This is a genomic window from Streptomyces sp. NPDC007901 (genome assembly GCF_042959465.1).
Taxonomy (GTDB): Bacteria; Actinomycetota; Actinomycetes; order Streptomycetales; family Streptomycetaceae; genus Streptomyces.
The window spans coordinates 45,127-62,832 of the sequence record NZ_JBIBKW010000009.1; the positions used below are offsets into that span (position 1 = coordinate 45,127).

Genomic DNA, 17,706 nt, shown 5'->3' on the forward strand with positions numbered 1-17,706 from the left:
CGTGATGGCAGAGGACCGGGAGCTGCGGGTCCGCGCGCTCCTCGACTCCGTGCGGGCCGAGGGTCGTACCGCACTCACCGCGCCCGAGGGCAAGGTGATCGCCGACGCGTACGGGATCGCCGTACCGGGCGAGGAACTCGCGACGGACGTCGACGAGGCGGTGGCGTACGCGGCGCGCTTCGGCGGACCGGTGGTGATGAAGATCGTCTCGCCGGACATCCTGCACAAGACCGACGCGGGCGGGGTGATCGTCGGGGTGGAGGGCGCGGCAGACGTGCGCGCGGCCTTCCACCGGATCATCGAGAACGCGCGCGGCTACGACGCCGAGGCCCGTATCGAGGGCGTCCAGGTACAGGAGTTGCTGCCGAAGGGCACGGAGGTGATCGTCGGCGCGGTCACCGACCCCACCTTCGGGAAGGTCGTCGCCTTCGGCCTCGGCGGGGTGCTGGTCGAGGTGCTGAAGGACGTGACCTTCCGGCTCGCGCCCGTCTCCGCCGACGAGGCGCTGTCGATGCTGGACTCCATCAAGGCGGCCGAGGTGCTGCGCGGGGTGCGCGGACAGGCCGGGGTGGACCGCTGGGCGGTCGCCGAGCAGATCCGCCGGGTCTCCCAACTGGTCGCGGACTTCCCGGAGATCGCCGAGGTGGACCTCAACCCGGTGATCGCCACCCCGGAGGGCGCCATCGCCGCCGACATCCGGATCATCCTCGCGGAGAAGCAGCCGCCGGAGCGCAGGAAGTACACGCGCGACGAGATCCTGGAGTCCATGCGCCGGCTGATGCAGCCCCGCTCGGTCGCCGTGATCGGCGCCTCCAACGAGCAGGGCAAGATCGGCAACTCGGTGATGCGCAACCTCGTGGACGGCGGCTTCGCCGGGGAGATCCATCCGGTGAACCCCAAGGCCGATGACATTCTGGGCCGCAAGGCGTACAAGAGTGTCACGGACGTTCCCGGTGAGGTGGATGTGGCCGTCTTCGCCATTCCCGCCAAGTTCGTGGCGGCGGCGCTGGAGGAGGTGGGCCGGAAGAGGATCCCCAACGCCGTCCTGATCCCGTCCGGTTTCGCGGAGACCGGCGAGGAGGAGCTCCAGGCCGAGATCGTCGCCATCGGCGAGCGGTACGGCATCCGCCTCCTCGGCCCGAACATCTACGGCTACTACTCCACCTGGCAGGACCTGTGCGCCACGTTCTGCACGCCGTACGACGTGAAGGGCGGGGTCGCCCTGACGTCCCAGTCGGGCGGCATCGGCATGGCGATCCTCGGCTTCGCCCGCACCACCAAGACGGGCGTGTCGGCGATCGTCGGGCTCGGCAACAAGTCGGACCTGGACGAGGACGACCTGCTGACCTGGTTCGGCGAGGACCCGCACACCGAGTGCATCGCGATGCACCTGGAGGACCTGAAGGACGGCCGCGCCTTCGTGGAGGCCGCGCGGGCGACCGTACCGAAGAAGCCGGTCGTGGTCCTCAAGGCGGGCCGTACGGCGGCCGGTGCCAAGGCGGCCGGCTCGCACACCGGCGCCCTCGCGGGCGACGACGCGGTGTACGACGACATCCTGCGGCAGGCGGGCGTGATCCGCGCGCCCGGCCTGAACGACATGCTGGAGTACGCGCGCGGCCTGCCGGTGCTGCCGCCCCCGCAGGGCGACAACGTCGTGATCATCACCGGCGCCGGCGGCAGTGGCGTTCTCCTCTCCGACGCGATCACCGACAACGGGCTGACCCTGATGGAGATACCGCCGGACCTGGACGAGGCGTTCCGGCGCTTCATCCCGCCCTTCGGCGCCGCCGGCAACCCGGTGGACATCACGGGCGGCGAGCCGCCGTCGACGTACGAGGCGACGATCCGGCTGGGCCTGGAGGACCCGCGGATCCACGCGCTCGTCCTCGGCTACTGGCACACCATCGTCACCCCGCCGATGGTCTTCGCCGAACTGACGGCCCGCGTGGTCGCGGAGTTCCGGGAGCGGGGCATCGAGAAGCCGGTCGTCGCCTCGCTCGCGGGGGACGTCGAGGTCGAGGAGGCCTGCCAGTACCTGTACGAGCGGGGGGTCGCGGCGTACCCGTACACGACCGAACGGCCGGTGGCCGTGCTCGGCGCCAAGTACCGCTGGGCGCGGGCGGCCGGACTGCTGGGGGGCGCGTCATGACGTAGCCGAGGAAGGGGCCGGCCGGCGGAGCGCGTCCCCGGCCGGCCCCGGGACCCGTGCGCGCACGAAAGGCATTGGACAGGGGGCGCTGGCCAGAACTTTCGACGCAAGGGGTGCTGAGCAGACATGTCATCCATCGATCTATCGACGTCCGTCCCTTTCAGGGAGGTGACGGACCGCAACGGCCGCACGTACCGCATCGGCGAACGCGATGTCGATCTCATGGGCCGCACACGCAAGTGGATGGTCATCCTGCCCTGGGTGGGCATGATGGGCATCAGCTCCGCCGAGTACGCGTTCACGTCGGCGGAGGACACGCTCCACGAGGCGCATCTGTGGAGCAGCGGGCACATCTTCTGGCTGATGGGCGTCTGGGTCTTCTTCCAGGCGGCCGTGGCCTTCCCGGCCGGGCAGCTGCGGGAGAGCGGACGGCTCCCCGCCGGTACGGCCATGCTGATCGGCGCGGTCGGCACACTGCTGGGCTATGTGTCGCTCGCGTTCGCACCGAACGTGGTCGTCGCCTACTTCGGCTTCGGCATGTGCAGCGGTATCGGCGCCGGTCTCGTCTACGCGACCTGCGTGAACATGGTCGGCAAGTGGTACCCGGAGCGCAAGGGCGGCAAGACGGGCTTCGTGAACGGCGGTTTCGCCTACGGGTCCGTGCCCTTCGTCTTCCTCTTCACCTCGGTCCTCGACCTGAGCAACTACAAGGTGGTGCTCTCCGCGGTCGGCATCGGGCTGTGCCTGGTGGTGGCATCGGCCGGCTGGTTCTTCAAGGACCCGCCGAAGAACTGGTGGCCGCCGCACGTCGACCCGCTGACGGTCACTCAGGACCCGAAGATACGGCGGGCGTTGGAGAAGAACCCGCCGGCGATCAAGCAGTACACCCCGAGGGAGGCCGCCCGTACACCGGTCCTGTGGATGATGTGGTTCTGTCTGCTCTGCACGGCCGGGATCAACATCTTCGGCATCGCCTTCCAGGTGCCGTTCGGCAAGGACATGGGCTTCGCGGGCGGGATCGTCGCCACCGCGATGTCGTTGAAGGCGATCGTCAACGGAACCGGGCGCGGTGTCATCGGCTGGATCTCCGACCGCTACGGCCGCCGCAACACCCTGATCATCGTCTGCATCGTGCTCGGCACGGCACAGTTCGGTGTGCTGGTCTCCGGCCAGATGGGCAGCATGCCGTTCTTCCTGTTCTGCTCCATGGTCTCCGGCTTCGGCGGCGGGGCGATCTTCCCGCTCTTCGCGGCCATGACGGCGGACTACTTCGGTGAGAACAACAACGCCACCAACTACGGGATGGTCTACAGCTCCAAGCTGATCTCCGGCCTGGTGGGCTCGGGTCTGGGCGCGGTCGTCGTCGGCGAGTGGGACTACGACGGCGCGTTCGTGCTCGCGGGCTCCGTCGGCCTGGCCTCCGCAGTGCTGGCCCTCTTCCTCAAGGCACCGGGCAGGCCCAGCGCCCGGCGCATCGTCCCCAACCCGCAGCCGCTCGGCGAGGAGATGGCTTGACATGACGGCAGACCCTGTAGCCACGAACAGCACCGGTGCCGAACGGCGCCCGTACCGCGAGGTCACGGACGCCCGCGGCCGCGTCTACCGGATCGGCGAGACCGACCGGGACATCCTCGGCCACTCCCGCAACATCATGGTGTACCTGCCCTGGATCGCCATGATGGCCATCAGCGTCTTCGAGTACGCGTACGGCTCCGCGGAGGACACGCTGTCCCATGCGCACGGCTGGACGCAGTCCAACACCTTCTGGATCCTGAGCGTCTGGGTGTTCTTCCAGGCCGGCATCGCCTTCCCGGCGGGCTGGCTGCGCGAGAAGGGCATCCTCACGGCCCGCCGGGCGATGTACACCGGCTCCGTGATGTGCCTGATCGGCTTCCTGGCCCTCTCTCACATCAGCGAGATCTGGCTGGCCATCATAGGTTTCGGTGTGATCGGCGGCCTCGGCTCCGGCCTCGTCTACGCGACCTGCATCAACATGGTGGGCAAGTGGTTCCCCGAACGCCGGGGCGCCCGCACGGGTTTCGTGAACGGCGGCTTCGCCTACGGCTCGCTCCCCTTCATCTTCATCTTCAACTACGCCTTCGACACGGCGAACTACCACCGGGTCCTGGACCTCATCGGCGCCTACGTGATGGTCGTGGTCCTCGTCACCGCGTTCTTCTTCAAGGACCCGCCGAAGAACTGGTGGCCGGCCGACATCGACCCGCTCACCCACTCGGGTGGCACCAGGACCGCGACGGCCCTCGCCAAGAACCCTCCCGCGGTACGGCAGTTCACCCCGAAGGAGGCGATCCGCACCGGCGTGCTCCCGCTGATGTGGATCGCGATCGTCATGACGGCCGGCGTCTCGATCTTCGGCATCTCCTTCCAGGTGGACTTCGCGAAGGACGTCGGCTTCGGCCCCCTGGTCGCGGCCTCCTCCATGGGCGTGATGGCGGTCATCAACGGTGTGGGCCGCGGTGTCGTCGGCTGGCTCTCCGACCGCTTCGGCCGCAAGCCGACCCTGGTCTTCGTGATCGTCGTCCTGGGCCTGGCCCAGTTCGGCGTCATCTGGGCCGGTGACGTCAAGAGCGAGTGGCTGTTCCTCTTCTTCGCCTTCCTCTCCGGCTTCGGCGGCGGCGCCTTCTACCCGCTCTTCGCCGCCCTCACCCCGGACTACTTCGGCGAGAACTACAACGCCACCAACTACGGCCTCGTCTACAGCGGCAAACTCATCAGCGGCCTCTTCGGCGGCGGCCTCGGCTCCATGGTCGTCGGCGCCTGGGGCTACAACGGCGCGTACGCCCTGGCGGGCGGGATCTCGATGCTGGCAGCGGGCGTCGCCCTCCTCCTCCGCCAGCCGGGCCGCGAGACGGGCACCGGCGCGAAGGTGGTGACGGCACAACCGCAGGCGGCGACCTGACGGCCCCCGGGGTCGTCTCGTACCGTCCGTGTCCGGCGTCCGACGGGCTCTGGGGGCACCGCTGCCCCAGGGCTCGTCGGCCTGTCCGGTCCCGGCCCGGCCGCGGCCCGCCGGGATAGGGTCAGGCATGCGATCCCGGACGAGCGGTATGTGGTGGGGAACGGCCCTGGAGGCACCGGACCCGGGGCTCCTGGCCCGCTTCTACGCGGAACTGCTGGAGTGGCCGGTCGTGCACGAGGAGCAGGGGACGGCCGTCGTGGCCCCGCCCCAGGGGTCCGTCTACCTCGTCTTCCAGGAGGCCGCCGGATACCGTCCGCCCGTCTGGCCGCCGGCGGACGGCGCGCAGCGCACGATGATGCACCTCGACTTCCAGGTGGCCGACCTGGACGAGGCGGTCGCCGAGGCCGTCGCCCTGGGCGCCTCCCTGGCGCCGGAGCAGCCGCAGGACCATGTGCGCGTACTGTTCGACCCTGCCGGACACCCCTTCTGCCTGTGCCGCGACGACGGGTAGCGGTACGTCAGGACGTCGCCCGCTCGTGGTACGACCGCCGGGTGTGCTCGGTGTGTTCGCGCATCAGGGTGGTCGCCAGCTGCTCGTCCCGGGCGGTGATCGCGGCGATGAGTTCGCGGTGTTCGATCCAGGACTGGCGGCCGCGTTGGCGGGCGACGGGGGTGTAGTACCAGCGGACGCGGCGGTCGACCTGGGCGGCGAGTTCGGCCAGGACCGTGTTGCCGGCGAGGGTCATGATCTTGGTGTGGAAGGCGGCGTTCAGGGCGACGGCGCCGTCCACGTCGTCTGCGGCGACGGCCTTCTCGCCCTCGGCGCAGAGGGATTCCAGGGCGGCCACTCCGGCGCTGTTCGCGTTGGCCGCCGCGAGCCGGGCCGCCTCCGCCTCCAGCAGGGTGCGGACGGTGAGGAGCTGGTCGGCCTCCTCCTCCGTCGGCTCGTGGACGAAGGCGCCCTGGGCGGGCCGGAGGTCCACCCAGCCCTCGGTGTTCAGGCGCTGCAGCGCCTCGCGGACCGGCTGTCGGGAGACCCCGAGGTGCCCGGCGAGTTCGCTCTCGACGAGGTGCTGGCCGGGTTGGAGGGCACGGGTGGTGATGAGCTCCAGCAGTGCCTCGTACACGCGGTCGCGGAGCGGGCCGGGGCGTTCCAGCTTCGGCACCGCGCCCTGCGGCAGTCCGGCAGACAACATCGGTCTCCCCCTCCTCGTCAGACGCGCAGAGAGTCCATCCCAGTATCGATTGTCTTTCGTCTACAGTCTACGGTGCACAAAGGCCAGGCGGGGCGGGAGTTGGGCGCGTCACATCGCCGCGTGCGCCCCTGCGGAGACCTCAGGGACAGCGCACGACCTGTCCGGCGTACGACAGGTTGCCGCCGAAGCCGAACAGCAGCACCGGGTCGCCGCCGGAGACGCGTCCCTGCTCGACGAGCTTGGAGAGCGCGAGCGGGATGCTGGCGGCCGAGGTGTTGCCGGATTCGGTGACGTCCCGCGCGACGACGGCGTTGACCGCGCCGATCTTGGCCGCGAGCGGCTCGATGATCCGCAGGTTGGCCTGGTGCAGGACGACCGCCGCGAGGTCGACGGGGTCCACGCCCGCCTTCTCGCAGGCGCGCCGCGCGATGGGCGGCAGCTGGGTGGTGGCCCAGCGGTAGACGCTCTGCCCCTCCTGCGCGAACCGGGGCGGGGTGCCCTCGATCCGTACGGCGTGGCTCATCTCGGGGACCGAACCCCACAGGACCGGTCCGATCCCGGGCTCCTCGCCCGGTCCGCAGGCCTCGACCACGGCCGCGCCCGCGCCGTCGCCGACCAGGACGCAGGTCGTGCGGTCGGTCCAGTCCGTGACCTCGGACATCTTGTCGGCGCCGATGACCAGGGCCCGGGTGGCGGCGCCCGCCCGGACCGTGTGGTCGGCGGTGGCGAGCGCGTGGGTGAAGCCGGCGCAGACCACGTTGACGTCTATCGCGGCGGGACCCGGGATGCCGAGCCGGGCGGCGACGCGGGCGGCGGTGTTCGGGGAGCGGTCGATCGCGGTGGAGGTGGCGACCAGGACCAGGTCGATGTCCGCGGGGGTGAGACCGGCCGCGGCGAGGGCCTTGGCGGCGGCGTGCGCGGCGAGTTCGTCGACGGGTTCGTCGGGTCCGGCGATGTGCCGGGTGCGGATGCCCACCCGGCTGCGGATCCACTCGTCACTGGTGTCGACCATGCCCGCCAGGTCCTCGTTGGTGAGTACCTTCGCGGGCTGGTAGTGGCCGACGGCGGCGATGCGCGAGCCGTTCATGGGTGGTGGAGCCCCCTCGTTGCCTAGGTCTGGGCCCACCAGTCTGTTCAGTGACTCACGGGTACGACGGCACGTAAGGCCACAGGAAACGGGCGCCCGAGTTGTCGGCTTCTTGCAGACCCTCGGACGCCCGAGCATGCTCCCGCTTCACCCGTTGAACAGCTGTGTCGCTTTCTGTACGAGTTCGTACACCCCGTAGGCGAAGGGCGCGCCCACCCAGACCCAGGCGAGCGCGATCAGCCAGCGGCGGTCAGGACTGGGCGGGCTGCTCTCGTTCGACATCGGCGGCCTCCCTCGGGGCGGGGATGTGGTGGCGGGCGTCGACCGGCCGGACGAGTTCGTTGGCTATGAAGCCGACGACCAGCAGGCCGATCATGATGGAGAAGGACAGGGTGTACAGGTCGGAGCCGTGCTTGCCGGCGTCCTTCTGGTGGTCGGCGATCCAGTTGACGATCAGCGGGCCGAGCACACCGGCCAGCGACCAGGCGGTGAGCAGCCGGCCGTGGATGGCGCCGACCTGGTAGGTGCCGAAGAGGTCCTTCAGATAGGCGGGGACGGTGGCGAAACCGCCGCCGTAGAAGGAGAGGATCACCAGCGCGCAGAGGATGAACAGCGGCTTGGAGGAGTCGCCGAAGACCGCGATGAGCAGGTACATCAGGGCGCCCACGCCCAGGTACACCCGGTAGATGTTCTTGCGGCCGATCAGGTCGGAGGTGGAGGACCAGCCGATCCGGCCCGCCATGTTGGCGGCGGACAGCAGCGCCACGAACCCGGCCGCCGCGGACACCGTGACCGGGGTGGAGCTGTCGGCGAAGAAGTCCGTGATCATCGGGGCGGCCTTCTCCAGGATGCCGATGCCCGCGGTCACGTTCATGCAGAGCACGACCCACAGGCACCAGAACTGCGGGGTGCGGATCGCGCTGTTCGCGGAGACCTGCACGCCCTCGAAGGCGCTCGGCGCGTCCTCGACCGGCTTCTCGGTGCGCGGCACCCGGATCAGCAGCACGCCGAGGGTCATGAAGACGGCGTACGACAGCCCGTGCACCAGGAAGGCGAGCGCGATGCCATCGTTGTCACTGCCGAAGGACGAGAGCATCTGCGCGGACCAGGGCGAGGCGATCAGCGCGCCGCCGCCGAAGCCCATGATGGCGATGCCGGTGGCCATGCCGGGACGGTCCGGGAACCACTTGATCAGGGTGGAGACCGGCGAGATGTAGCCGATGCCGAGGCCGATGCCGCCGACGAAGCCGTAGCCCAGGACGATCAGCCAGTACTGCTTGGTCTCGGCACCGAGGGCGGAGATCAGGAAGCCGGTGGAGAAGCAGATCAGGGCCACCGTCATGGCCCAGCGCGGTCCGTTGCGCTCGACGAGGGTGCCGCCGAACGCGGCCGACAGACCGAGCATCACGATCGCGAGCTGGAAGGGCAGCGCGCTCTGGGTGCCGCTCAGGTTCAGCGCGGATTCGAGCGACGGCTTGAACACACTCCAGGCGTAGGCCTGGCCGATGGAGAGATGGACGGAGAGGGCGGCGGGCGGGACGAGCCAACGGCTCCAGCCCGGCGGCGCTACAGGGGGGCTGCTCATGAGTCCCGAACGGTACGGCCACGTCAGGTGGTTGAGAACCCGACGACTCGATCGTATGCGGTGAGCGGTATCCAGAATGCGCCGAACGGTCGCTGTCCGAACCCTTGTCGGCTCCGACTCCATACTGTAGACAATATTTCGTCGACATGTTTTCGGCCCAAGACCCACAGGATCCGGCCCACGAGAGGCCACCTCCGCGGTATCCCTCAAACCGAACGGAGCGTTCCGTGAAAGTCGCAGTCCTCGGCGCCGGTGCGATCGGCGCCTACGTCGGTGCCGCGCTCCACCGCGCGGGCGCCGATGTGCATCTCATCGCCCGTGGACCCCATCTGGCGGCCATGAGGCAGTACGGAGTACGGGTGCTGAGCCCGCGCGGCGACTTCACCGCGCACGCCCACGCCACCGACGACCCGGCCGAGGTCGGCCCGGTCGACTATGTCTTCCTGGGCCTGAAGGCCAACTCGTACGCGGCGTGCGGGCCGCTGATCGAGCCGCTGCTGTCCGAGCGCACGGTGGTGGTCGCCGCCCAGAACGGCATCCCCTGGTGGTACTTCCACCGGCACGGCGGCCCCCACGACGGCCACCGCGTGGAGAGCGTCGACCCGGGCGGGAGCGTCAGCGCCGTCCTCGCCCCCGAACGCGCCGTCGGCTGTGTGGTCTACGCGGCCACCGAGCTCGAAGCCCCGGGGGTGGTACGGCACTTGGAGGGCACCAGGTTCTCCATCGGCGAGCCCGACCGCAGCGTGTCCAAGCGCTGTCTGCGGCTGAGCGAGGCGATGCGGACCGGCGGGCTGAAGTGCCCGGTGGAGCCGGACCTGCGCAACGACATCTGGCTCAAGCTGCTCGGCAACATCTCCTTCAACCCGATCAGCGCCCTGGCCCGGGCCACCATGCGGCAGATGTGCCTGCACGGCGGCACCCGCCGGGTCATCGAGATCATGATGCGCGAGACGCTGGACGTCGCCGAGGCGCTCGGCTGCGAGGTCGGGATCTCCATAGAACGCCGGCTCGCGGGCGCCGAGAAGGTCGGCGACCACCGCACCTCCACGCTCCAGGACCTGGATCGCGGCAAGCCGCTGGAACTCGACGTCCTGCTCGCGGCCGTCGTCGAACTGGCGGAGATCACCGGCGTCCAGGTGCCCACCCTGCGCACCGTGCACGCCATCTCGGACCTGCTCGCGCTGAGGAGCGCCGCATGAACAGCACCAGGAAGCGTGCACCGAAGACCTACACCCGGCTGACCCACCCCCTGGTCCGGGACTCGCGTGCCGAGCCCTTCCGGCAGGCGAGCTGGGAGGAGGCCCTGGACCGGGCGGCCCGCGGCCTGGACCGCAACCGCGACGCGTTCGGGATGTTCTCCTGCGCCCGCGCCACCAACGAGATGAACTACGTGGCCCAGAAGTTCGCCCGGGTGGTGATGGGCACCAACAACGTCGACTCCTGCAACCGGACATGTCACGCCCCGAGCGTGGCGGGCCTGAGCGCCGCCTTCGGTTCCGGCGGCGGCACCTCCTCGTACGAGGAGATCGAGCACACCGACGTCATCGTGATGTGGGGCTCCAACGCCCGCTTCGCGCACCCGATCTTCTTCCAGCACGTGCTGAAGGGGATCCGCAACGGCGCCCGGCTGTACGCCGTCGACCCGCGCCGCACCTCCACCGCCGAGTGGGCGGAGGGCTGGCTCGGGCTGAACGTCGGCACGGACATCCCGATGGCGCACGCGATCGGCCGGGAGATCATCCACGCGGGGCTCGCCAACGAGGCGTTCATCGAGCGGGCGACGACCGGCTTCGAGGAGTACCAGGCGCTCGTCGAGCCCTGGACGCTCTCGCTCGCGGAGAAGGTGACGGGCGTACCGGCGCGCGCGATAAGGGAGTTGGCGCACGCCTACGCCCGTGCCGAGCGCGCCCAGCTGTGCTGGACCCTCGGCATCACCGAGCACCACAACGGCACCGACAACGTCCGCGCCCTGATCAACCTCTCCCTGCTCACCGGCCAGGTAGGTCGCTGGGGCGCCGGGCTGCAGCCGCTGCGCGGCCAGAACAACGTGCAGGGCGGCGGCGACATGGGCGCCATCCCCAACCGCCTGCCCGGCTTCCAGGACATCCTCGACCCCGGCACCCGGCTGAAGTTCGAGTCGGCCTGGAACACGGTGATCCAGCCGCACTACGGACTGAACCTCACCGAGATGTTCGAGGCGATGGAGGAGGGCTCGCTCAAGGCGGTCTACTGCATCGGCGAGAACCCGGCCCAGTCGGAGGCCGACAGCGAGCAGGCCGTACGACGGCTGCGGGCCCTGGACTTCCTCGTCGTGCAGGACATCTTCCTGACGAAGACGGCCGAGCTGGCGGACGTGGTGCTCCCGGCCACCGCGGGCTGGGCGGAGTCCGAGGGCACCACCACCAACAGCGAGCGGCGGGTGCAGCGGGTGCGCCGGGCCGTCACCCCGCCCGGCGAGGCCCGCGAGGACATCGACATCCTCTGCGAGCTCGCGGCCCGGCTCGGCCACGACTGGAAGTACGCCGACGCGGAGGCTGTCTGGAACGAGTTGCGGTCGGTCTCCCCGGACCACTACGGGATGACGTACGACCGGCTCGTCGAGCACCAGGGCATCCAGTGGCCCTGCCCCAGCACCGACCGGCTCGAACCGACCTATCTGCACGGCAGGTTGTGGGAGAAGGACCCGGCCAAGCGCGGGATGCCGGCGCCCTTCGGGCTGGTCCAGCACGATCCGCCGGTCGACCTCACCGACGAGGACTACCCCATCCGGCTCACCACCGGGCGCCGCCTCGACTCCTACAACACCGGTGTGCAGAGCGGCGGTTACGCCTCCCCGCTGCGCCGCGGCGAGTACGTCGAGCTGTGCCCGGAGGACGCCGAGCGGTACGGGGTGGTCGTCGGCGAGGAGGTCCAGGTGTCCTCGCGGCGGGGCGCGGTGGTGGCGCCGGTCTGGATCGACACGGCGCTGCGTCCCGGTCTCGCCTTCATGACCATGCACTTTCCCGACGAGGTGGACACCAACCAGCTGACGATCGAGGCGAACTGCCCGATCGCGGGGACGGCGGAGTTCAAGGCGTCGGCGATCCGTATCGACAAGCTCCCGGTCGCGACCATCGTGAGGTGACGTAAGTGGACCTGCACTTCGGCGACAGCAAACCGACGGACGAGGAACGGGCCGCCGTGGACGCCCTGCTGGGCCCTCCGGAGTCCTCCTGGGAGGGCGCCGACCGTTCGGACCAGGATCTGCGATGGGCGCGGGGCGGCCGCGAGGCGAGGGACCGCCGCGATCTGCTGTTGCCGGGGCTGCACGCGATCAACGACCGGATCGGCTGGATCAGCGAGGGCGCCCTCGACTACCTGTGCCGCCGTCTGACGGTCCCCCCGGCCGAGGCCTACGGCGTCGCCACCTTCTACGCGATGTTCTCCGTCAAGCCCCGCCCCGCGACCGTCCTGCACGTCTGCACCGACCTGGCGTGCACGGCGGCCGGGGCCGCGGACCTGTGCGCCGGGGTCGAGGAGCGCCTCGGCCCCGGCGTGCACCTGGAACGCAGCCCCTGTCTGGGCCTGTGCGAGCGCGCCCCGGCGGCCCTCGCCGTCCGGGCGGGGGACCCGGTGCACACGGCGGTGTCGGCGCCGGCGACCGTGACCGCGGCCGTCCTCGCGGCGACCGCCCCCGACTCCGCGCCCGAGGAGCCGCCGGCGGCGATGGCCGTGCCGCAGGCGGGCCAGGAGGGCCTGACCCTGCTGCGGCGGGTGGGCGTGGTCGACCCGTCCTCGCTGGACGACTACCGCGCCCACGGCGGCTACACCGCCCTGCGCCACGCCTTCGGCCTCGGCCCCGCCGGGGTCATCCGCGAGGTCACCGACTCGGGCCTGGTCGGGCGCGGCGGCGCCGCCTTCCCCACCGGCCGCAAGTGGCAGGCCACGGCGTCCCAGCCCGACCACCCGCACTACCTCGTCTGCAACGCCGACGAGTCCGAGCCGGGCACCTTCAAGGACCGCGTGATCATGGAGGGGGATCCGTACGCGCTGGTCGAGGCGATGACGATCGCCGCGTACGCGATCGGCGCGCACCGGGGCTTCCTCTACATCCGCGGTGAGTACCCGCGGGCGATCCGCCGGGTCCGGCACGCGATCGACCAGGCGCGCGCCCGGGGCTTCCTCGGCGACGACGTCCTCGGCCAGGGCTTCGCCTTCGACATCGAGATCCGGCGCGGGGCCGGCGCCTACATCTGCGGTGAGGAGACGGCCCTGTTCAACTCCATCGAGGGGTACCGCGGCGAGCCCCGCTCCAAGCCGCCGTTCCCGGTGGAGAAGGGGCTACTCGGCAAACCCACGGTCGAGAACAACGTGGAGACGCTCGTCAACGTCCTGCCGATCCTGACCATGGGCGCCCCGGCGTACGCGGCGATCGGGACGCAGAGGTCCACCGGACCCAAGCTGTTCTGCGTGTCCGGGAGCGTGGCCCGCCCGGGCATCTACGAACTCCCCTTCGGCGCCACCCTCGGCGAGCTCCTCCAACTGGCCGGTGTGCACGACGACTTGCGGGCGGTCCTGCTCGGCGGCGCGGCGGGCGGCTTCGTACGACCGGACGAACTCACCGTCCCCCTCACCTTCGAGGGCACCCGGGAGGCGGGCACCACGCTCGGCTCGGGCGTGGTGATGGCCTTCGACGACACCGTGCCGCTCCCCCGGCTCCTGCTGCGCATAGCCGAGTTCTTCCGGGACGAGTCCTGCGGGCAGTGCGTGCCCTGCCGGGTCGGGACGGTCCGGCAGGAGGAGGCGCTGCACCGGATCGTCGCGCGCACCGGCGCCGACGCGGCCGGGGACATCGCCCTGCTGCGCGAGGTCGGGCGAGCGATGCGGGACGCCTCGATCTGCGGTCTCGGGCAGACCGCGTGGAACGCCGTGGAATCCGCCATCGACCGTCTGGGGGCGTACGAATGACCGTCACACCGCTGGGGATCCCGCGCCGGCTGCTGGAGTTCACCATCGACGGCGAGGAGGCAAGGGTCCCGGAGGGCTCGACGATCCTGGACGCCTGCCGGGCGGCCGGGAAGGACATCCCGACCCTGTGCGAGGGCGACACCCTGCGCCCGAAGAACGCCTGCCGGGTCTGCGTGGTCGAGGTGGAGGGGTCGAGGACCCTCGTACCGGCCTGCTCCCGCAAGGCCGAGCCGGGGATGGTGGTCGGCACCGGAACCGAACGCGTCCGGCACAGCCGCAAGATCGTACTGGAACTGCTGGCCTCCTCGGTGGACCTGTCGACGACCCCGAAGGCGGCCGAGTGGATCAAGGAGTACGAGGCGAAACCGGACCGCTTCGGCCCCGACGCGGCCCGGCTCGACGAGGAACCCAGGGTCGACAACGATCTGTACGTGCGCGACTATGACAAGTGCATCCTCTGCTACAAGTGCGTGGACGCCTGCGGCGACCAGTGGCAGAACAGCTTCGCGATCTCCGTCTCCGGGCGCGGCTTCGACGCCCGGATCGCCGTCGAGCACGACGCCCCGCTGACCGACTCGGCCTGTGTCTACTGCGGGAACTGTGTGGAGGTCTGCCCCACCGGGGCGCTGTCGTTCAAGTCGGAGTTCGACATGCGGGCGGCGGGCACCTGGGACGCCTCCCGGCAGACGGAGACGACCACCGTGTGCGCGTACTGCGGTGTGGGCTGCAACCTCACGCTCCACGTGCAGGACAATGAGATAGTCAAGGTCACCTCTCCGCACGACAACCCGGTGACCCACGGCAATCTCTGCATCAAGGGCCGTTTCGGCTACCAGCACGTACAGAACCGGGGCTGATCAGGACATGGGACGAGTCACGGAACGACGCAAGGTCATCCGGATCCGCGACGGAGCGGTCTCCGCCCGGCCGGACACGCTCGTCGCCGAGGAACCGCTGGAGATCAGACTCAACGGGAAACCCCTCGCCATCACCATGCGCACCCCCGGCGACGACTTCGCGCTGGCCGCCGGGTTCCTGGTGAGCGAGGGGGTCCTGGCGGCCGCCGACGACCTGCAGAACATCGTGTACTGCGCGGGCGCCACGGTCGACGGCTCCAACACCTACAACGTCGTCGACGTCCGGACCACGCCGGGCGTCAAGCTCCCCGACTTCACCCTGGAGCGGAACGTCTACACGTCCTCGTCCTGCGGGCTGTGCGGCAAGGCGAGCCTCGACGCGGTGCGTACGACGGCTCGCTGGCCGATAGCCGACACTCCCCCGGTCCGGGTGGAGCCCGAGCTGCTCGCGAGCCTCCCCGACCGGCTCCGCGCGGCGCAGCGGGTCTTCGACCGGACCGGGGGGCTGCACGCGGCGGCCCTGTTCACGGAGGACGGCGAGCTGGTGGACATCCGCGAGGACGTGGGCCGCCACAACGCGGTCGACAAACTGGTCGGCAGGGCCCTGCAGAACGGCGACCTGCCCCTGTCCCGCTCCCTCCTCCTGGTCTCCGGCCGGGCCTCCTTCGAGCTGGCGCAGAAGGCCGTGATGGCGGGCATCCCGGTGCTCGCGGCGGTCTCCGCGCCCTCCTCGCTGGCCGTGGACCTGGCGGCGGAGACCGGTCTGACCCTCGTCGGCTTCCTGCGGGGCAGCAACATGAACGTGTACGCGGGCGAGGACCGCATCGCCCTGCGGGCCGCGGCCACCCAGGGCTGACCGATCCCCCGCGTCACGGCGGCGGGGCCCCGACCGGCGGGGAGCGCCCCCTGCGCCGCAGGGGCCCCGCCTCAGTCGGGTTCCCCGACGGCGACCGCGGCCTCGGCGAACGCGGTGACCAGCGGGGAGCGGCGGCCGGCCGCCCAGGCCAGCAGCACGCGGTCGGGTTCGGCGTCGACGACCGGGACGTAGACGATGTCCGGGCGGGAGTACTGCTCGGCGGCGGAGCGGGGCACCATCGTGATCGCGGTGCCGGCGGCCACGCACTCGAACTTCTCCTCGATGGTGCGCAGCGGCAGGTCGCCGGGCCGGGGGTCGTTGTAGCGCAGCCACTGTTCGCCGTCGAGGTCGGCGAGGGAGATCTCCTGCTTCCCGGCGAGCCGGTGCCGGTCCGGGAGCATGGCCACCCGGGGCTCGCTGTAGAGCGGGCGCAGTTCGAGTCCGCTCTCCCTGACCGGCAGCCGTACGTAGGCGATGTCGACGGTGCCGTCAAGGATCAGCTGCTCCTGGTCGTCCCTCCCCCACTCTCGACTACGCTCGAGCGGGAGGTGCCCCCATGACCCGGCGGGCGTTGGCCTGCACGTCCGGGTGGGCCGCGGTGAAGGCGCGCAGCGCCCGGGTGACGACGACACCGGCACGGAAGCCCACGACCAGCCGCCGCCGGCCGCGCGCGGCCTGCACGACCCGGCGCCGGGTGCCGTCGGCGACGGCCAGCAACTGCCGTGCGTCGTCGAGGAGTTGGTGTCCGCCCTCGGTCAGGGTCACGCCATGGCTGTCCCGGCGGAACAGGTCGGCGCCCAGGTCCTTCTCCAGTGCGCGGATCTGACGGCTCAGCACCGGCTGCGCGATGTGCAGCCGCTCGGCCGTGTGGCGGGAGCTGCCGGAGGCGGACCGGGAGGGGCTGTACCGGTCGTCCGCCGAGTCGCTGCCGGTGGGGCGGGTCGGCGAGCCGGCGGATGTGGCGGAGGCGTATCTGTACCTGATGCGTGGGGGGTACAGCACCGGGTCGGTGGTGGTCGTGGACGGCGGCGGGACGCTGGTCTGAGCGGTCAGCCGGCGGTGAGGCGCACGCCGGCGGCGGTCACGACCGTGCCCAGCCGGGGGAAGTCCAGCCGGACGGACGCCTCGTGCTCGGCGGCGGTGAGGGCGGCCATGGCGTCCTCGACGAACACCAGGTCGTAGCCGAGGTCGGCGGCGGCTCGGGCGGTGGACTCGACGCCGAGGTTGGTGGCGATACCGCCGAACACCAGGCTGCTGACGCCGAGTTCACGGAGCCGGGCGTCGAGTTCCGTGCCCTGGAAGCCGCCGATGGAACGCTTGACGATCTCCACGTCCCCTTCCTCCTTCAGCCCGGCCACCAGTCCGCTGCCCGGCGGCTGCTCGCCGAGCGAGGGACGCTCGACGCGAACCAGCACCACGGGGGCGCCGACCGCCCGGAAGGAGCGGGCCAGTTCCTCGGCGGCGTGCAGGACTTCGGTGCCCTTGCGGGGCTCCAGGGGCAGCGCGACGATGCGGTCCATCAGGTCGACGAGGACGAGAGCGGTGCGCGCCGGATCGAGCGCCAGGGGTGCGGTCATGACGGAACGTTAGCCGTCATGAGCCGTCCGTACCGGAAATCCGGATCAACAGGCCCGTGAACTGGTCGCGTTCGGCGGCCGACAGCGGGGCGAGCAAGATGTCGTTGGCCTCGCGCGCCGCCTGTTCGCAGCGGTCGAGGAGGCGGTCGCCCTCGGCGGTGAGGGAGACCGCGTTCTTGCGGCGGTCGCCGGGGTCGGGCGCACGGACGACGAGCCCGGCGGCCTGGAGGTCGTTGAGGACGCCGACCAGGTCCTTGGGGTCGAGGGACACGGACCGGCCCAGGTCGGCCTGGGCGACCGGGGCGAGATCGCGGACGGCGGAGAGCACCACGTGGTGCCACATCCGCATGCCGTGTTCCGCGAGCGCCTCGGCGACCAGGGCCCGGCCACGGGCGGCGGCCCGGCCGAGCAGCCAGCTGGGCAGGGCGCGGATCGCGGGGAGGGGGGCTTCGGCCATGGGGGCAGCGTAGCCAAGAATCCATTGGCTCTCCCAACGAAAAACCATGGGACTCACCAACGACTCCCCCACTAT

The 17,706-nt window shown here is 70.7% G+C and carries 18 protein-coding genes; 10 read left to right on the forward strand and 8 right to left on the reverse strand.

Annotation, left to right across the window (positions count from 1 at the left end; translation table 11 throughout):
• Positions 1 to 4: 4 nt before the first annotated feature.
• From ACFZDK_RS27855 to ACFZDK_RS27870, 4 genes are all read left to right on the forward strand, one after another.
• Positions 5 to 2,149, forward strand: a complete 2,145-nt coding sequence (locus ACFZDK_RS27855) for an acetate--CoA ligase family protein (protein ID WP_390976609.1) — start codon at positions 5 to 7, stop codon at positions 2,147 to 2,149.
• A 126-nt stretch (positions 2,150 to 2,275) separates the two neighbouring features.
• A complete protein-coding gene (locus ACFZDK_RS27860) occupies positions 2,276 to 3,664 on the forward strand; it encodes an MFS transporter (protein ID WP_390976611.1) in 1,389 nt (462 codons plus the stop codon).
• Position 3,665: 1 nt separating this feature from the next.
• On the forward strand, positions 3,666 to 5,069 hold the full coding sequence (locus ACFZDK_RS27865) for an MFS transporter (RefSeq protein ID WP_390976613.1): 1,404 nt from the start codon (positions 3,666 to 3,668) through the stop codon (positions 5,067 to 5,069).
• A 127-nt stretch (positions 5,070 to 5,196) separates the two neighbouring features.
• Complete coding sequence (locus tag ACFZDK_RS27870) at positions 5,197 to 5,580, forward strand: VOC family protein (RefSeq protein ID WP_390976615.1); 384 nt, start codon at positions 5,197 to 5,199, stop codon at positions 5,578 to 5,580.
• Positions 5,581 to 5,587: 7 nt separating this feature from the next.
• Here the strand turns inward: ACFZDK_RS27870 and ACFZDK_RS27875 are convergent, their stop codons facing one another.
• The 4 genes from ACFZDK_RS27875 to ACFZDK_RS27890 all read right to left on the reverse strand — a co-directional run bounded on the left by ACFZDK_RS27875 (position 5,588) and on the right by ACFZDK_RS27890 (position 8,937).
• The gene (locus ACFZDK_RS27875) at positions 5,588 to 6,265 is read right to left on the reverse strand and encodes an FCD domain-containing protein (protein ID WP_390976617.1); all 678 of its coding nucleotides are present in this window, start codon (positions 6,263 to 6,265) and stop codon (positions 5,588 to 5,590) included.
• A 139-nt stretch (positions 6,266 to 6,404) separates the two neighbouring features.
• Entirely contained in the window at positions 6,405 to 7,352 is a 948-nt protein-coding gene (locus ACFZDK_RS27880; protein WP_390976619.1) for a beta-ketoacyl-ACP synthase 3, read from the reverse strand.
• A 147-nt stretch (positions 7,353 to 7,499) separates the two neighbouring features.
• Positions 7,500 to 7,634, reverse strand: coding sequence for a hypothetical protein (locus tag ACFZDK_RS27885; protein ID WP_355717584.1), 135 nt, complete (start codon positions 7,632 to 7,634; stop codon positions 7,500 to 7,502).
• Positions 7,603 to 8,937, reverse strand: coding sequence for an MFS transporter (locus ACFZDK_RS27890; RefSeq protein ID WP_390976622.1), 1,335 nt, complete (start codon positions 8,935 to 8,937; stop codon positions 7,603 to 7,605). The genes ACFZDK_RS27885 and ACFZDK_RS27890 overlap by 32 nt, the downstream gene beginning before the upstream one ends.
• Before the next feature lie 227 nt (positions 8,938 to 9,164).
• Here ACFZDK_RS27890 and ACFZDK_RS27895 point away from each other — a divergent pair, with 227 nt between their 5' ends.
• Genes ACFZDK_RS27895 through fdhD form a run of 5 tightly spaced genes read left to right on the forward strand, consistent with a single transcriptional unit; the run spans position 9,165 to position 15,597 of the window.
• On the forward strand, positions 9,165 to 10,136 hold the full coding sequence (locus ACFZDK_RS27895) for a 2-dehydropantoate 2-reductase (RefSeq protein ID WP_390976624.1): 972 nt from the start codon (positions 9,165 to 9,167) through the stop codon (positions 10,134 to 10,136).
• Positions 10,133 to 12,061 carry a molybdopterin-dependent oxidoreductase gene (locus ACFZDK_RS27900; RefSeq protein WP_390976627.1) on the forward strand — a complete coding sequence of 643 codons (1,929 nt, stop codon included), beginning with the start codon at positions 10,133 to 10,135 and terminating at the stop codon, positions 12,059 to 12,061. Before ACFZDK_RS27895 ends, ACFZDK_RS27900 begins: the two co-directional genes overlap by 4 nt.
• Positions 12,062 to 12,066: 5 nt before the next feature.
• Entirely contained in the window at positions 12,067 to 13,884 is a 1,818-nt protein-coding gene (locus ACFZDK_RS27905) for an NAD(P)H-dependent oxidoreductase subunit E (RefSeq protein WP_390976629.1), read from the forward strand.
• A complete protein-coding gene (locus ACFZDK_RS27910) occupies positions 13,881 to 14,741 on the forward strand; it encodes a 2Fe-2S iron-sulfur cluster-binding protein (protein ID WP_390976631.1) in 861 nt (286 codons plus the stop codon). The genes ACFZDK_RS27905 and ACFZDK_RS27910 overlap by 4 nt, the downstream gene beginning before the upstream one ends.
• Positions 14,742 to 14,748: 7 nt before the next feature.
• Positions 14,749 to 15,597 carry a formate dehydrogenase accessory sulfurtransferase FdhD gene (fdhD, locus tag ACFZDK_RS27915; RefSeq protein ID WP_390976633.1) on the forward strand — a complete coding sequence of 283 codons (849 nt, stop codon included), beginning with the start codon at positions 14,749 to 14,751 and terminating at the stop codon, positions 15,595 to 15,597.
• A gap of 71 nt (positions 15,598 to 15,668) precedes the next feature.
• Here fdhD and ACFZDK_RS27920 read toward each other — a convergent pair whose 3' ends face one another.
• Positions 15,669 to 16,235: a LysR substrate-binding domain-containing protein gene (locus tag ACFZDK_RS27920; protein WP_390976635.1), complete on the reverse strand. Its 567-nt coding sequence runs from the start codon at positions 16,233 to 16,235 to the stop codon at positions 15,669 to 15,671.
• Complete coding sequence (locus ACFZDK_RS27925; RefSeq protein WP_390976637.1) at positions 16,129 to 16,434, reverse strand: LysR family transcriptional regulator; 306 nt, start codon at positions 16,432 to 16,434, stop codon at positions 16,129 to 16,131. Before ACFZDK_RS27925 ends, ACFZDK_RS27920 begins: the two co-directional genes overlap by 107 nt.
• A 10-nt stretch (positions 16,435 to 16,444) precedes the next feature.
• On the opposite strand from ACFZDK_RS27925, the gene ACFZDK_RS27930 reads away from it, so the two are divergent.
• On the forward strand, positions 16,445 to 16,642 hold the full coding sequence (locus ACFZDK_RS27930) for an SDR family oxidoreductase (RefSeq protein ID WP_390976639.1): 198 nt from the start codon (positions 16,445 to 16,447) through the stop codon (positions 16,640 to 16,642).
• A 4-nt stretch (positions 16,643 to 16,646) separates the two neighbouring features.
• Here ACFZDK_RS27930 and ACFZDK_RS27935 read toward each other — a convergent pair whose 3' ends face one another.
• Together ACFZDK_RS27935 and ACFZDK_RS27940 are read right to left on the reverse strand one after the other, a co-directional pair.
• Positions 16,647 to 17,174, reverse strand: a complete 528-nt coding sequence (locus ACFZDK_RS27935) for an isochorismatase family protein (protein ID WP_390976641.1) — start codon at positions 17,172 to 17,174, stop codon at positions 16,647 to 16,649.
• A 16-nt stretch (positions 17,175 to 17,190) separates the two neighbouring features.
• Complete coding sequence (locus ACFZDK_RS27940) at positions 17,191 to 17,631, reverse strand: MarR family transcriptional regulator (protein ID WP_390976643.1); 441 nt, start codon at positions 17,629 to 17,631, stop codon at positions 17,191 to 17,193.
• Positions 17,632 to 17,706: the final 75 nt, after the last annotated feature.

Excerpts from the sequence above, each read along its gene's own strand:
- ACFZDK_RS27890 (WP_390976622.1), bottom strand. The coding sequence starts at position 8,937 with ATGAGCAGCCCCCCTGTAGCGCCGCCGGGCTGGAGCCGTTGGCTCGTC.
- ACFZDK_RS27880 (WP_390976619.1), bottom strand. The coding sequence starts at position 7,352 with ATGAACGGCTCGCGCATCGCCGCCGTCGGCCACTACCAGCCCGCGAAG.
- ACFZDK_RS27865 (WP_390976613.1), top strand. The coding sequence starts at position 3,666 with ATGACGGCAGACCCTGTAGCCACGAACAGCACCGGTGCCGAACGGCGC.
- ACFZDK_RS27935 (WP_390976641.1), bottom strand. The coding sequence starts at position 17,174 with ATGACCGCACCCCTGGCGCTCGATCCGGCGCGCACCGCTCTCGTCCTC.
- ACFZDK_RS27885 (WP_355717584.1), bottom strand. The coding sequence starts at position 7,634 with ATGTCGAACGAGAGCAGCCCGCCCAGTCCTGACCGCCGCTGGCTGATC.
- ACFZDK_RS27870 (WP_390976615.1), top strand. The coding sequence starts at position 5,197 with ATGCGATCCCGGACGAGCGGTATGTGGTGGGGAACGGCCCTGGAGGCA.
- fdhD (WP_390976633.1), top strand. The coding sequence starts at position 14,749 with ATGGGACGAGTCACGGAACGACGCAAGGTCATCCGGATCCGCGACGGA.
- ACFZDK_RS27940 (WP_390976643.1), bottom strand. The coding sequence starts at position 17,631 with ATGGCCGAAGCCCCCCTCCCCGCGATCCGCGCCCTGCCCAGCTGGCTG.
- ACFZDK_RS27855 (WP_390976609.1), top strand. The coding sequence starts at position 5 with ATGGCAGAGGACCGGGAGCTGCGGGTCCGCGCGCTCCTCGACTCCGTG.
- ACFZDK_RS27910 (WP_390976631.1), top strand. The coding sequence starts at position 13,881 with ATGACCGTCACACCGCTGGGGATCCCGCGCCGGCTGCTGGAGTTCACC.
- ACFZDK_RS27900 (WP_390976627.1), top strand. The coding sequence starts at position 10,133 with ATGAACAGCACCAGGAAGCGTGCACCGAAGACCTACACCCGGCTGACC.
- ACFZDK_RS27860 (WP_390976611.1), top strand. The coding sequence starts at position 2,276 with ATGTCATCCATCGATCTATCGACGTCCGTCCCTTTCAGGGAGGTGACG.
- ACFZDK_RS27875 (WP_390976617.1), bottom strand. The coding sequence starts at position 6,265 with ATGTTGTCTGCCGGACTGCCGCAGGGCGCGGTGCCGAAGCTGGAACGC.
- ACFZDK_RS27930 (WP_390976639.1), top strand. The coding sequence starts at position 16,445 with ATGTGCAGCCGCTCGGCCGTGTGGCGGGAGCTGCCGGAGGCGGACCGG.